Origin of the sequence: Robertmurraya dakarensis, assembly GCF_900156875.1 — a bacterium.
In the GTDB taxonomy this organism is placed as follows: Bacteria; Bacillota; Bacilli; order Bacillales; family Cytobacillaceae; genus Robertmurraya; species Robertmurraya dakarensis.
Map to the genome: position 1 here is coordinate 2,894,940 of NZ_LT707409.1, position 15,022 is coordinate 2,909,961.

The window sequence follows — 15,022 nt, forward strand, 5'->3', positions numbered from 1 at the left end:
AGCAAAAAGCGGGCCGAAAATACGACCCGCTTTCCTTCTATGCTATGATGGATTACTAGCTGCTAATGCTGATTCATATATTTTTTTAAAACGGGTGTCGACTTTTTGAAAAATCGTATCTTCAGGAAAATCACAAGATTCTCCGCGAATATTTCCAGCTCGAATCCCTGTCAGTATTTCAATTCCTTCTGTAATATGGCTGACTGCCCAAATATGAAATCGTCCATGACATACTGCATCCACTACTTCTGAATGAAGCATTAAGTTTTTCACATTCTGCTTCGGAATGATTACTCCTTGATCCCCTGTAAGACCTTTTTCCTTGCAAATTTCGTAAAAGCCTTCGATCTTCTCATTTACACCGCCAATTGCTTGAATCTCTCCCCATTGATTTACCGATCCTGTAACCGCAATTCCTTGATGTATCGGAACTTCGGCAAGTGATGAAAAGAGAACATATAATTCCGTACTTGAAGCGCTGTCCCCATCAATAGGCGAATATGTTTGTTCGAAGGTGATGCTGGCCGACAGCGGTAGTGGTTTATTTTTAGCAAACTCTCCTGATAAATAGCCTGTTAAAATCATTAATCCTTTATTATGGATCTGTCCGCTTAAAGCCGCTTCTCTTTCAATATTCATAATCCCCGCTTTCCCGGCAAACGTCTGTGCAGTAATTTTTGTAGGAATACCGAATACCGAATCTCTCGTCCCCATTACCGCTAATCCATTAATCTGACCAATACGAAATCCGGATGTATCCACCATAATCGTTTCATTTCGAATTAAATCCCGATAATGCTGGGAGACATAATTAGATCGCTGCACCTGCTCAGAAAGAGCCTTTAATACATGATGATCATCAACAAAGCGAGCATCGCTCTTCTTTGCCCAATAGCTTGATTCTACGAGCAGCTTCGTTATGTCATGAAAACGCGTTGTCAGCTTTGACTGATCCTCTACCAATCGAGAGCTGTAATCAATCATTTTCGCGATGGCTCGTTGATGAAATGGCAGCAGTCCTTGCTGTTCACAATAATTTTTTACAAAGCGTGCCATCTTTAAGCTATTTTCATCATCCTTCTTCATAACGGTATTAAATTCGACCTTTACTTTGAAGAGCTTGTGAAAATCTTCGTCAACACCGGAGAGAAGATCGTATATATAATAAGAACCAATAATCACCACTTTGACATTTAGCGGGATGGGCTCTGGCTTAATGGCACTAGCTGGAAATGCACCGCTTTCTTCATAAGGATTTTCGATTTGGATTTTACCATTTTGAAGAGCGCGTTTTAATCTTGTCCAAGAATTTGGATGCTGCAGCAATTCTGCGGCCTGAAGGATTAAATAACCTCCATTCGCTGCATGCAGTACTCCTGGTTTAATATAAGTAAAATCCGTCACCCAGCTCCCAAGCTGTCCTCGGTATTCGACTTTCCCAAATAAATTTTGATAAGTTGGACTTGTTTCATAAATCACTGGGGCTCCAGCTAGTTTCTTATTGTTAACAAATAAATTGACGGTATAGCGATGAAGCTGCTGCTCTTTTGAGCCGATCAAAGCACTCATGACATTATCTTCCTCGTTTTCATCAGAGATGAAAAAGAAGAAATGCTCAACCACATCATGAAAATACGCATCCAAATAGGAAAGGACCTTTTTATGATCACGATAAACTTCCTTTAGAGGCAAGAAAAGCTCGTTAACCGCTTCATAGGTTGTCTTCTTCATAAACTCATTTACTTGCTTTCTTAATTCTTCATCCATCTTGCGAATTTGATGAACGGTATCCTGGATTTTTTCCTCAATCAGTCTCTCTTTTTCTTTCAATAAATCTTTATGAACTTGAGACAATTGTTCATACTCCTGCATACTCATGGGTCTGCCAAAGCGAAGAGGGATTGTATTAATTCCCATTTGCGTTCTTTCAATCTTATAATTCTGTTCTGAAGCAAATCCATCTGTTTGGGCCCATAGCTCATCTACTTTTTCCCGAAAGGAATCCAATATAGCACGCTTATTCTTTTCAAACATTTCACTTGAAAAATAAGCTCTGATCTCACTTTCTATTTCAACAAGCAATGATTCTATTTCACGTTGAAATTTCTGTCCTTGGCCTGCTGGAAAAGAAATCACAAGCGGCATGTCAGGGTTTTCAAAATTATAAACATAACACCAATCCTCTGGAACTGCTCTTGTTTTAGCCTTCTTTTCAACACTATCCAGAGCATACGTCATTCTCCCCGTGCCAGCCGGACCTACCACAAAAAGATTATATCCCGTTTGTTCAACGGTTAAGCCAAAGTCCATTGCCTGCTCAGCTCGTTCCTGCCCAATCATCTCGTTAGGGAGTTTTTCCATCTCAGCAGTTGTTGTGAAAGGTAACTTACTAGGATCAAATTCTGATCTTAATTGCGAGACAGGCACACGATGCGTGTTCAATACATTTTCATATTCTTCTCTATTCAATTGGAATCTCCTCACTTCCTATTTTTCCCGTTAGCAGCTATAAACTCTTTCTATTCTTACAAAATTCGCTAAGTTAAATTCCTTCCCCTTCCTTTTTACCAATTGTTCATTAAATATCTACAAATTTCGCAAAAAAAAACACCCCTTGGGTCTGACTGACTCTGCTAGGAGTGCTTTCGTTATTTAAGCATTTGAACCATTGTGCCTTTTTTCTTTAATGCACTATAAATTTCTTCGATATGTTCTTGATCCCTCGTTTCAACGGAGATGACTAATTCAACATAACCGGGATAAATCGTTTCGCCCATATGATTTACATTAATATTGATAATATTTCCCTGCTCTCCCGTAATCACATTTAGCACTTTTTCAAGATATCCAGGCTTGTCCTGCAGGATCGTATTGAATCTTGTATACCGTCCGGCCTCTACCATCCCTCTTTTGATAATACTAGAGATGAAGTTTACATCGACATTGCCTCCGCTTATGATGGAGACGATCTTTTTATTTTTTATAGGAAGCTTTTGATAAAGCAGCGCTGCAAGTGAAGCCGCCCCGGAGCCTTCCACCAGGAGCTTATTTCTTTCAAGCAGCATTAACATCGTTCTCGCAATTTCCATTTCGTCCACTGTGTAAATATCATCAATATACTTCTGTACAATTTCATAGGTCAATTGCCCTGGTTTTTTGACGGCGATTCCATCTGCCATTGTTGGATCAGAATCAATCATGATCGGTTTCTTCTCTTGCAGTGAAAAAGCCATACTTGGACAAGCCTTTGCTTCAACACCATAGATTTTTATATTGGGGTGTTTTTCCTTAATGGCCAGGGCGAGCCCTGCAATCAAACCGCCTCCGCCAATCGGACAAATGATACCATCGACATCTGGGAGCTGATCGATGATTTCCAGACCAATCGTCCCCTGCCCTGCTATCACAGCCTCATCATCAAACGCATGAACAAAAGAACGACCTGTTTTTTCCTTTAATTCCAGGGCATACGCCAGCGCTTCATCAAATACATTTCCCTGCAACTCCACATTTGCTCCATACTCTTTCGTAGCCTGCACCTTGCTTAACGGAGCCCCTTTTGGCATCACAATCGTACAAGGAACCCCAAGCATGCTGCTCGAGTAAGCAACTCCCTGAGCATGGTTTCCTGCAGAAGCCGCAATCACTCCTTTTTCCAAATCTTCTTTACTTAAAGAAGTCATTTTGTTGAAAGAGCCCCGCACCTTGAAGGATCCTGTTTTCTGAAGATTTTCGAGCTTTAAATATATCTCGTTATGGGAAAACTCACTAAAGGTTTTTGAGTAGTCCAATGGTGTTTTATGTACAATGCCGATCATTTTTTCTTGCGCCTTTAATATATCTTCATATGAAACCATGGAAATCCCCCTTTTTTGGTATTTTTTGCAGCGGAGGAAATGTTATTCAGTTCTAAACTAAGAGGTTAGAATTAGCACTAAAGACTCTTTTACAAAATTCGACAAAATATGCTAAGATTTCTTTTAGGCAAACTTCAAACAACTTCGCAGCAGTATTCCTCTGCTTACTATCTAGAATTACGCCCTTTCCTAATTTGCCTAATACAGCTTAAGAAAGGTGTACTGTCACGTTGATTTATCCTACTTTTTATAGTGAAAAATCCAATTTAAGGCATATTGTAAAAGATCAAAATAATTGTTTATGCGGCTTAAAGTACCATGTATTTCCAACATTCTGCGACAAAGATTTCAAGAAAATTCAATTTCGATCAGATGATGAAATTAACTGTCCACACTGCAGATCCATCATGAAATAACATGATGGATCTTTTCCTTTTTCTATAGACCGCCGCAGAAGTCTGGATCTTCCTTTTGTTGCTCGACAGAGTTGTCAACAGATTCTAGTCCATACCCAGTAGAACTGATTTCTAATACATCTTGTGACTGATTCGCCTCTACTGTCCCATTTTTATTGGTAAGGGAAGAACTTTTCTCTTTCTTATTCAAGGTTACCCCTCCTTCCTGCACACCACGGATTGGTATATTTTGCGCAAAATAGAAGCGGTTATGATAGTGGACAGGAAGTATTTTCACTTTTTATATTTTATACTTTCAAGTATAATAAGATGAAACTTTGTTCGTGAGATTGGTAACTTTTTAAAATGAGAATCGAGGTGTTTCTACCCATGACCATGAAGATGACGACGAAGGACAAAATTCTTGATTTGCTGAAAAAGGAAGTTTCATTAGCGGTAAATGATTTGACACAGCGTCTGAACATTACACATATGGCCGTAAGAAAACACCTGGATTCACTGCAAAAGGATCACCTGGTACAAGCCTCAGAGTTAAAACAAGCAATGGGCAGGCCTCTGCAAATCTATTCTTTAACGGAAAAAGCTGAAAAATCTTTCCCAAAAAATTATGAAGGCATCACACTGGAATTCCTGTATGATATCAAGGATTTATACGGAGACGATGCGGTTGAAAAATTATTTAATAAAAGAGAAGAAAGATTAACAAAAGAATACTCACAGCGGATCGCACATAAAACGAATGTAGAAAAAATCAATGAGCTTGTCACCATCCAAAATGAAAAAGGCTATATGGCGGATGTTTCACTCATCGATGAAGATGTCTATGAACTTGTTGAACATAATTGCCCGATCCTTGCTGTTGCCAATACTTTCAAAACAGCATGCCAATGCGAGACGCAAATGCTGCAGAATGTTCTTCACACAGACAACGTCCGCAGGGTCAGCTGCAAAACAGATGGCGATAATCATTGTAAATTTATTATAAACTTCAAACAAAAAACACTTTTAGGAACATCCTAAAAGTGTTTTTTGTTGTTTTTAATTATTTTGCAGCTTGGTAGCGCTTGTTTACTTCATCCCAGTTCACAACGTTAAAGAATGCGTTGATATAATCTGGACGCTTGTTTTGATACTTTAAGTAGTAAGCATGCTCCCATACGTCAAGACCAAGAATTGGCGTCTTGCCTTCCATTAATGGGCTGTCTTGGTTAGGTGTGCTCGTAATAGCAAGCTCGCCATTGTCGACAACCAGCCAAGCCCAGCCAGAACCGAAACGGCCTGTCGCTGCTTTAGCAAACTGATCTTTGAAAGCATCGTAGCTTCCGAATGCTGCAGTGATGGCTTCTGCCACTTCACCAGTTGGAGCTCCGCCTGCATTTGGAGCAAGGATTGTCCAGAAAAGACTGTGGTTTGCATGTCCGCCGCCATTGTTACGTACAGCAGTGCGTACGTTCTCAGGAACCTCATCAAGGTTTGCAATTAGCTCTTCCACGCTCTTGCTAGATAGTTCATCTAGACCTTCCAGTGCTGCATTTAAATTGTTTACGTATGTAGCATGATGGCGATCATGGTGAATCATCATCGTTTGTTCATCGATATGTGGTTCAAGTGCGTTGTTTGCATATGGTAATGCAGGTAGTTCGTATTTAGCCATTGGTAATTCCTCCTAAATAATAATCTATGTACGATTTTGATTATAGTTTAGAATTTTAACTTTTTCAACTAAAAAGTATAAAAATAGATTCTAATAAGAAGCTGACCTGCTAAATCAGCTTCTTATTAGACTTTAAGTGAATAATTTAATATAAATCCCAAGAGCAATTAAAGATATGGTGATAATAACAACATAAATCATCGTTAAATTAGTCGTGTTTCTTTTTGTAGATTTGCTATAATCTTCGTCACCCTTGCCAGCTATAAGCAGTGTTGCAACGATGGATATAATAACGATGATGATTACCAATGCATATAGTACGTTCATGGAACCCCTCTCTTAGATTGTATTTATACTTCTTACCATTCTACTATTCTTTTAAAAAAAGGTCTCCAAGTTAATCTAATCTGTAGTAACCATCCAGTTTGCAGGTAAGACCAATCAATTCTTGCTTTCGGCCAATCTTTTTAAATGATCCAATAATTCTTCGCTATCCTTAGCAGCTATAAACTCTCCATCGACGATTGCATAGGGAGAGTTCTTGCATTCCTCGCATCTGCTTTGACATTGATATTCTTTATAGGTAATGTTTTTCCCCTTCAAAAATGCATCATAAGATGGGAAATTCTCTTTCGTTAAAAAACGGTCAAGATTTTTTTCACAAAATTCTACTGTTACGTTCTGTTTTTTCTGTCGTAATTTATGAAAAAGTTTCACTTGCGATAACATCCTTTTTGAATTTTACGTCTCGACTGAAGATGACTCTTAATAAATATTCCCTTCGCGAATCCACTTCGTCGCTACCCACTTTTCCCCTTCTTGCACCGGGATGCTGCTATGAACGGATAATCGATCCACTTGACCTATGCTGTTCCCATAGTGGAAATAGACAGCGCTTCCTTTTTTTGGAACGACGGAGAGACCGATTTTTTGAAAAACCGTTTCTCCGCCGGCAGGGACATCATTTAAGTAGATTAATAAAGTAGCGACCCGCTGTCCGCCTTTATCTCTGTCAATCTTATTTGGTGGAAAGAAATCAAAATGCGGCTTATATTCTTCTCCAATTTCGTAATTCAACACCTGAAGGCCCTCTCCATTTTCAATAGGAAAGTTTGTCATCTCTTCTATTCTTTTTTCAATCTTCTCAATGAATTCATTTTCTCTTATTTGAAAGTACATGCCTTTACTTGTTCTGCCAGGGACTACTTTTTCTGCTCCAGTATTAGGGTCGACAACTCGAGATGGTTGTAAACGTTCCTTCGCAAGGGAGATAAGCTCGTCACATTCTTCGATGCTAAGGACGTTATCTAAATGAAGTGTGAATGGCTTTTCAATTCTAGAAAGCACCTTAATATCACGGTCAGCCGTGGTGATCATATTGCCTTTTTGACCAATACTCGGTACCTCATACTCATATGGAATTTCAGTACTTTCCGTCGTCTTAATTTGTTCATTTCCCACAATTTTAAATAACGATTCGTACGCAAACCTTGGATCAAAGCCTTTTTTAATCAAAGCATCAGCAATCGCAACCGGGCTTACACCCGTTTTTAATGTTTGAATGATCCAATCTCTCAGCTCAGATGACAGCTGTTTTATTTTTGTCATCCAGATCCCCTCCCCTAACCTTTGCGAAGTCATGGCTTTTTATAATCAAATTCTAATTCATCACTACTTTTATTGTACTCCACATAGAGATCATGTTCATCAAAAAACCACAAATCTCCTTCTTCAATGAAAAAAAGAATGCCCTCCACCTCGGTACTTACCACGACATTAATAGGGTCTGGATCTTTTGTAAATCCCAGGCTAAAGCCCTCTTGTACTGGGCTGGTGCCATAAATTTTTGAAAAAAACTTAATTTTATCGCCTGCCTCCAAATCCATTTCATCCTTGAACCATTCTATCGCGTTGTCACTAATATGTATGTTCATGATTAATTTTCCTCCTATTGGTAATTAGTCTTCTTTATTGTCTGCAAAATGGTATTTATTATTTAATTTGTTCTGAACCAGCTAAAAATGAAAAACCACTGTTTTTAATATGCACAGTGGATTTTACAAAGGTTGTTTATTGTTCAATGTGAGAAGATTTTTTTAGGAAAGAGTCAAGGACCAGGTTGCCAAAAGGAATAAAGGCAACGGCGACAGCACTTACAACCCATTTAAATGACCACCTAATCTTAAACGTTGTATAAGCAATCACGAATAAATAGAGAATGAAGAAAAATCCATGCAAGGAGCCAACCACTCTCACTGCTTCCGGCAGTCCCGCACCATATTTTAATGGCATTGCAATAAACAATAAGATTAATAGAGATGCCCCTTCAATATGCCCGAAAAACCGAAAACGCCCAATCGCTGTTTTTAACACATAATCACCATCTTTTTAGTAATAATAGTAGTCTTCATAAACAGCATTATATCATTTTATGTATGAACTTTTTAGTTATTTCTACTATTAAAAAGGTGCAGTAAAATCGTGGCCGACTTTACTGCACCTTCATTTTGATGTCTAATTATGCTAGTACTGCTGATAAATTCTTTGCTGCTTTTTCTACTTTTGCCAGGCCTTCAGCAATGATATTTTCCGCTTGATCCGGAGCAGCTGCATGTCCTTCAATGATAACTTCATCGATTACTTCCATACCGAATACGCCAGCACAGATATTTTTCACATAGGTTGCAGACATTTCAAGTGGAGCCATTTCTGGTGTAGAGTAAATGCCGCCGCGAGCACTTAGGATAACCACTTTCTTATCTCCCATTAAGCCAACTAATTGACCATTTTCATCATACTTGAATGTGTAACCAGCTTGATATACATAGTCAATGAATGTTTGTAATTTAGCAGGGATTGTTAAGTTCCATAATGGGAACGCAAAAACGATAACATCTGCTGCTGATAATGCATCCATTGCTTTTTTCTTTGCAGCTAAAATACGTTGTTCAACGTCTGTCATTTCTTCGCCTGATTCAGCTTTACCAAAAGCATTGAATAAATCTTGGCCAAAATAAGGCATATCTTCAGCAAACACGTCGAAAGTTGTTACATTAACACCTTCAATGCTGTTCATAAATGTTTCATACATCTTACTAGAAACTGCTTCTGAAGCAGGACGGTTATTTGCTTTTACAACTAAAACGTTTTTCATTATATTAAAATCTCCTTTAATCTTGTTAATTTAATTATCTCGAATTAATAATATATGAATATATTAACGTTGTCAAAGGAAGTGATTGGATGCCCGTCATGTATCACATAACAATTTCTAAAAACCACTTAAAGCTGCTGCATAGGTGAGCGGTGTTTTATAAAGTGTCGAGATTAATTCTTCATTTTTCATTATATATAAACTCTTTTTCCCATAGAGATTATTTACTTCTAATACCCATGGTTTAAAATCCTGATCTATGATTACGTCCAACGCTATGTCTCCAAAATGTCCCAAATTGTAATCTAAAATTTGACAGATTGCTTTACAAGCCTTAATGGTACGATTTATAATCCGCCTTGCTTGTTCATCATCGACTTTGTATATAATCTGAAGTGCTTTTTCTCCGGTGGCTATATGGGCAAGATGGTCTAAATTTGTAACGATGCTATTCTCTTGCGCCACTCTGCCAATCGTCCCTTGACATACCCAATTCTTTTGGGCATCTTTCTGAAAATACAATCTAAAATCAAAATGTTTATTTCTATATACGCTGGGAATTCCTTGTTGGAGGAGATAAATTTTATTTGGAAGTATCTTCTTTAGTTCTTCCATAACCTCAAACAATGACGGAAATGTCTTTTTATCCTTTCTTTTATTAATAATCGATATTCCATCCTGCTCTTCCTTAATAACAAAGATTCCATTTCCTTGCATCCCTTTTGCTGGTTTAAGATAGACCGTTCCAAATTTATAAAGCATTTCTCTAAGATCCCCGATTAATCTAAACCTTTTCGTTTCAGGTAATATACTTCTTACCTCTTTATGTTTCGAGCATGCTTCCCAAAATTCAAATTTAGTAAAAAAGTTTGTATTAAATAACCTTTCATCAGTTGACTTCCTTAGTTCCAGTTCAATCTTTTCTGGTATCCTAATTTTTTTGAACACACAATCAGGAAAAGGAAATGTCCCTTTTACCCATCTTGATGTGTTCTCTTTTTCATTTGGCATACAGTAAAAGCCTGTAATTTCCTTATTCATTAGATCTATGGAATCGATACAACAAAAAATAATGTGATAACCTTTCATCTCATGTAATCGATAAAGCATCTTATAATGATTTAATGTATCAACTGATAAACGTTCCATTTTCTTTTTTACAATTAATCCAATGTATGGACCGATATGCAGTACATCCCTCTCCACCTTTAGGTTTAAAAACAAGTTTCCAGGTATGTTAAAAGAATGGTTGTTCTTGATCAGGCCAATTTCATTCTCAGATAACGAATTATCAATGTATACACTAAACTTTTGGAGCCAGCTCCCGAACTTAATAAATATGAATCTAGACTTAATGTTATATTTTTTTAGAAAAGTATTTGTTAAATATACAATAGGAAGACCTTCTTCACCTGAGATAGTCCAAACCTTATTTGTACTTTTTCTTTTCTTGGAGGACGTATAAATAACTTTTATCATAAAGAAATAAGCACTCCATATCTGTATAAAATAGGATCCATGTATAGTATGTAACACAGAGTACATTTGCCAATATCATAAAAACTCTTCTATGGAACCACAAAAAACATTACCGCTATAAGCAGTAATGTCGCTATATAATCTTTTTTAATTTTGTCTCACTAACTCATTAATATCAGCTAGAATCTGTTCCTTTTCAACTGGTTTTTTGGCATTAGCCATATCATATAAAGCTCTTAATTGGTTATTGCTGTCAATCAAATACATGGTCACGGAATGCGTAAAAAAATCCCCTTCGATTTTTCGGTATTGCATTTGGAATTCCTTCGTAACTGCTTTTGTTTGCTCTGTTGAACCCCTTAACCATTTCCAGCCAGCTGGATCTGTTTCGAATGCCCTGGCATAGTTTCTTATCACCTGTTTTGTGTCGTGTTCAGGGTCTAAAGTGATTGAAACTAATTCAACTGACTCACCGAACAGACCCTCATTTTTTAGTCTCTTTTGCAAAATTTGAAAGTCAAACATGGTTAATGGGCAAATATCAGGACAATTGGTATAAAAAAAGGCAACTAATTTAATTTGACCATTATCAGATTTATATACATCATGATGGACATCTTCAAGTTCAAAGCTCTCTATTCTGTCTAAGACAGGCAGTTTTTCACCACTTGGCCAAAACCAATAGATGCATAAAAATCCAGCAAGACCAATCAATAAAAACGGCCAGAATATTTTCTTTCCCATACCTTCACACCTTATTAAGGAGTTTTTCACCTCAATTTAGCTTGGCATTAGAGTTTTTTAACGGAAGAAGATGTACTTGCTTATTTTTATGCACTCGAATAATTCCCCACATCCCTTGTTCAATATCCCAGCGTATATTGCCTGAACGATACATGTAGTCACCAGGGAAATTGAAAAAACTTCCTGCTCCGTAGTGCAATTGCAGATCCCTTGCATGCCCTAACACAACGTGATCCTCAATAGATTTGACCTGAGAAAAAATATCCTTATCGTCTGTGTTCCAATAATGACCATGTAAATGGAAGGTATGTGCACGCCTGCGTTCGGATGGATTCACAAGTCTAATCGTTATCGGATCACCAGGATATGCTTCAAATACTGGTGTGGATGGATCCCCATGAACCTTCGAGCTAAATAAATCCTTCAGGATAGGATGTTCATTCAGGCGGTTTATTAATCTCTCAGTCCGATAGTTAAAACCTCTTGATCCATTATCATACGTATCTACTAGATCATCAAGTTCATCAGGATCAACATCTGTTAAAATACCATCTACGGGATCGATGATGACACAGCCATCTCTATCCACCAACCTGGCACCATCGTACATAACTAGCACAAACTCTCTTCTGTCAGGCGAAAATGGATGGTTTAATATGACATTTTCACTTGTAATAACGGCCGGAGTACGTGTTTTAGGGTTTAATATTTGCGTTCCTCTCGATTCAGCAATAAACGTCCCATAAGTCCCTAGTGATCTATGATTTCTAATATCCGCCATGTCCCACATTCCACAGGCACCTACAGCAACATCAACATACCATCGATACGTCACCGTTTCTCCTGGCCCAGCCGTTTGATCAGGATTGAACCCCACTGTTTCTCCTGCAGAGGATTTTACGTCATATTGAATAAGCTGCGGATGTAATGAAATTCGAACAGATGGCGGATAAAATGCTTGTTCTTTTACAGGTGGGTACGGCCAAATTCCATCCGGGAAAGGGAATTTTTCAGACTCTAGGAAACTGGTTAAATGAACCTCGACAACGTCTCCCTGATTAGCACGTAATATTAAAGGCACTGGCTCCTTCTTTCCTGAAAGGATTTCATCCATATCTTCCTTTAGTGCAAATATAATTCCATATGGATCTTGTTCTCCCCATTTGCTATAGCGGATTGGGACGTGGAAGGCAGCAATATGAAAAACTTTAACAGGTGCATTTAGAGGTGCATCGACCTCTACTTTTTTTGCTGGCGGCGGGGGATTCCCTGTACAAACTGGTAATGGTTTCGTTCGTTTCGGCGGAGAAGGGCGATCCTCCAAGGGGATTAGGAAATCGACTTCTTCATCATACGCACGAATCAGCCCCCAGCAGCCATTCCATAGATCCTCTTCGGTTTCAAACGTCCAAAGATAATCTCCTGATCTGGGAACCTCCATATCAAATGTGAATGATTCAGAAATGCCGATATGTTCCTGAGATTGAAACTCTGTCTCAATATCAGGCCTCTCCTTTTTCCACCTCAAACCATGTACATTAAAGCTGTGTGATTCTTCCTGTGCCCCTTGGAGTAAACGGATGCGAATGGGGTCCCCCTCATAGCAATGTAAGATCGGTGTCACAGGATCGTCATTTACAAAGGAGCTAAAAGAATATGCTGGATCACAATCCTTTCCTAAACGGAATTGCAGCGGTTCATTTTTATAATTTACTGCAAATAAACCTGGGTCATCTTGAGACCCTGGAAATTCAGGTGGATTTAAAGGACATCCATCTTTATCAAAAAGGAGTGCAAAGTCATGAACCATCAAAGCAAAATCTCTGTAATCTGGAATTAAAGGATGTGTAACAGTCACTTGTGCACCTGCTTCCACCTCTTCACCCGTTTTTGGATCCAGAACCTTTGAAAATCTGCCATGAACAACAGTGGAACCAAATACACCATGCTGCTGATGATAACTGGCAAATAAATGATCATGGAAAAACCATGCTTTCAACTCTACATCAGCAAAGTATTCATAGCGAATCGTTTCACCTGGCAGTACACTGGAGTCATAATTCCAGCCAACATTGGCCCCATCACTCACCAATACATCAAATTTGACAAAGTGAACATGAAAAGACGTCTCATAGGTTCTTGTTACAAGCTGAAACGCATCTCCACTTGCTACTTCTGGGAGACGATTTGTAAAATTGACAGATAAACATGTTCCGGCATTCATATGAAGTATTAAAGGCTCTGGTTCTTTTCTGCCAGCTAAAACATCCTCTAAATCCTCGTCGCGAACATAAATTCTGCCTTTAGGGTCATGCCATCCTTGACGGTTATAAACAAGCGGAAGTTCAATAAGGGAAACATTTATCTCCTGTACGGCTGGATTCTCCTCGATGATACATGGATCCGTGAACACCGCTCCAGGTCTTGCAGTTGGTACAGCCGCATTTCTCTCAAGCTCCGTAAGCCCCCTGCCCCCAACAACACCAAGCGGTGGACGAGGTGCCTTGCAGCCTACTTTTCCTGGAATGAAATTAGGAAATCCCGGTCTTTCCTTTGTAGGTGCAGGTGGACACGGACGGTCAGGCAAAGGCTGCAGCGCTTTAATCGGAACGCCATTCGGATAACACTGACTGCCATCCTGAAGCGTATCGAACACTCTGTTGATTGCCCACATCCCTACACCAAAATGTGGATACAAATGGCAATGGATAATGAAATCACCAAATGCCCCTACCAAGGATCCTAATCCATATAATGTATCAATGGTATACCACGATTGTGGACTAACAGATATTGCATCAAACACATCCGAATCAGTATTAAGGGGATCTCTAAAAAAGCTATGAGCATGGTAATGGAACACATGAGTTTCCTTGACCCCTGCATGAACTAATCTGTATTTGGCCGGATCGCCCCGGTAACCTCGAAAAATTGGTGTTGCCGGATCGCCAAACACCCATGAATCATGATGGACTTCTTCCCCCTCACAATCAGGACATACTACTCCTTCTTCAATCAGCCTCTTGCGATTTTGTTCAGGTTCGTAACGATAACTAATCGCATGTGTAGACTCTCTCTCCTGATTTGTAACAGGATCAAGCGGGCGATTTCCAGTTATATCCTTTGTTGACATTTCATCATGGAAAATAAATGCATATTCACGAAATGAAGGGGCAAATGGATGGTGTACATCAGCAAACATCCCGCTATTTAACGGTCCTCCAGTTTCCGGGTCTGTCCACCATGATCCTCGTTTTTCAATAAAGAGGCACCCAAATAATCCATTAATACTTGTTCCTTCATCACTGCTGTCAGGATTTCCCAAGTCTGTAAATATGGATACTCCCTCATGATTAAATTGCAGACGGTAAAGGATTTTCTCACCCGGCTCTGCCAATGTATTTGGGTTAAAACCGACATTTGCACCATCTGAGTTCAATACATCATAGTCTGCTTCTTGAAAGTGCATTCCAGTTGCATAATGAATCTTGTTTTCAAATAATATTTCAACGGTGTCACCTTGATTCGCCCGAATACACAAAGGCTGCACTAAGTCTACCGGTGTAAATGGATTCTTTTTAACAGCTTCCTTCACTTTCTCTTCATTTTCTTTCAAAACGTACATCATGCCCGTTTCATTGTAGTCACCAAAATTGTTTAATACTATTCGAATTGGGATCGCAACAACATGATAAAATCTCTTCATACGCACTCTCCC

14 protein-coding genes are annotated in these 15,022 nt (G+C 38.8%); 1 reads left to right on the top strand and 13 read right to left on the bottom strand.

Going from position 1 to position 15,022, the window contains the following annotated elements; translation table 11 throughout:
* Positions 1–42: 42 nt before the first annotated feature.
* From CZ487_RS22935 to CZ487_RS26790, 3 genes are all read right to left on the bottom strand, one after another.
* On the bottom strand, positions 43–2,469 hold the full coding sequence (locus tag CZ487_RS22935; protein ID WP_077214702.1) for a Lon protease family protein: 2,427 nt from the start codon (positions 2,467–2,469) through the stop codon (positions 43–45).
* Positions 2,470–2,648: 179 nt separating this feature from the next.
* Entirely contained in the window at positions 2,649–3,857 is a 1,209-nt protein-coding gene (gene ilvA, locus CZ487_RS22940) for a threonine ammonia-lyase (protein ID WP_077214703.1), read from the bottom strand.
* Between the two features lie 438 nt (positions 3,858–4,295).
* Positions 4,296–4,463: a hypothetical protein gene (locus CZ487_RS26790; RefSeq protein ID WP_154676056.1), complete on the bottom strand. Its 168-nt coding sequence runs from the start codon at positions 4,461–4,463 to the stop codon at positions 4,296–4,298.
* A 179-nt stretch (positions 4,464–4,642) separates the two neighbouring features.
* On the opposite strand from CZ487_RS26790, the gene CZ487_RS22945 reads away from it, so the two are divergent.
* Positions 4,643–5,293, top strand: a complete 651-nt coding sequence (locus tag CZ487_RS22945) for a helix-turn-helix transcriptional regulator (RefSeq protein ID WP_077214704.1) — start codon at positions 4,643–4,645, stop codon at positions 5,291–5,293.
* Positions 5,294–5,315: 22 nt separating this feature from the next.
* Here the strand turns inward: CZ487_RS22945 and CZ487_RS22950 are convergent, their stop codons facing one another.
* From CZ487_RS22950 to CZ487_RS22995, 10 genes are all read right to left on the bottom strand, one after another.
* Positions 5,316–5,927, bottom strand: a complete 612-nt coding sequence (locus CZ487_RS22950) for a superoxide dismutase (protein ID WP_077214705.1) — start codon at positions 5,925–5,927, stop codon at positions 5,316–5,318.
* Positions 5,928–6,059: 132 nt separating this feature from the next.
* On the bottom strand, positions 6,060–6,254 hold the full coding sequence (locus CZ487_RS22955) for a hypothetical protein (protein WP_077214706.1): 195 nt from the start codon (positions 6,252–6,254) through the stop codon (positions 6,060–6,062).
* Between the two features lie 114 nt (positions 6,255–6,368).
* On the bottom strand, positions 6,369–6,644 hold the full coding sequence (locus CZ487_RS22960) for a DUF1450 domain-containing protein (protein ID WP_077214707.1): 276 nt from the start codon (positions 6,642–6,644) through the stop codon (positions 6,369–6,371).
* Positions 6,645–6,692: 48 nt separating this feature from the next.
* Positions 6,693–7,535: a 2OG-Fe(II) oxygenase gene (locus CZ487_RS22965; RefSeq protein WP_077214708.1), complete on the bottom strand. Its 843-nt coding sequence runs from the start codon at positions 7,533–7,535 to the stop codon at positions 6,693–6,695.
* A 29-nt stretch (positions 7,536–7,564) separates the two neighbouring features.
* Positions 7,565–7,861 (bottom strand): HesB/YadR/YfhF family protein, encoded by a 297-nt coding sequence (locus CZ487_RS22970; protein WP_077214709.1) that lies wholly within the window; start codon positions 7,859–7,861, stop codon positions 7,565–7,567.
* Positions 7,862–7,997: 136 nt separating this feature from the next.
* The gene (locus CZ487_RS22975) at positions 7,998–8,300 is read right to left on the bottom strand and encodes a DUF3817 domain-containing protein (protein WP_077214710.1); all 303 of its coding nucleotides are present in this window, start codon (positions 8,298–8,300) and stop codon (positions 7,998–8,000) included.
* A gap of 145 nt (positions 8,301–8,445) precedes the next feature.
* The gene (locus tag CZ487_RS22980; protein WP_077214711.1) at positions 8,446–9,081 is read right to left on the bottom strand and encodes an FMN-dependent NADH-azoreductase; all 636 of its coding nucleotides are present in this window, start codon (positions 9,079–9,081) and stop codon (positions 8,446–8,448) included.
* Between the two features lie 117 nt (positions 9,082–9,198).
* Positions 9,199–10,560 (bottom strand): YheC/YheD family endospore coat-associated protein, encoded by a 1,362-nt coding sequence (locus tag CZ487_RS22985; RefSeq protein WP_077214712.1) that lies wholly within the window; start codon positions 10,558–10,560, stop codon positions 9,199–9,201.
* Positions 10,561–10,707: 147 nt separating this feature from the next.
* A complete protein-coding gene (locus CZ487_RS22990) occupies positions 10,708–11,304 on the bottom strand; it encodes an SCO family protein (RefSeq protein ID WP_077214713.1) in 597 nt (198 codons plus the stop codon).
* Positions 11,305–11,335: 31 nt separating this feature from the next.
* Positions 11,336–15,010 (bottom strand): multicopper oxidase domain-containing protein, encoded by a 3,675-nt coding sequence (locus CZ487_RS22995; protein WP_077214714.1) that lies wholly within the window; start codon positions 15,008–15,010, stop codon positions 11,336–11,338.
* Positions 15,011–15,022: the final 12 nt, after the last annotated feature.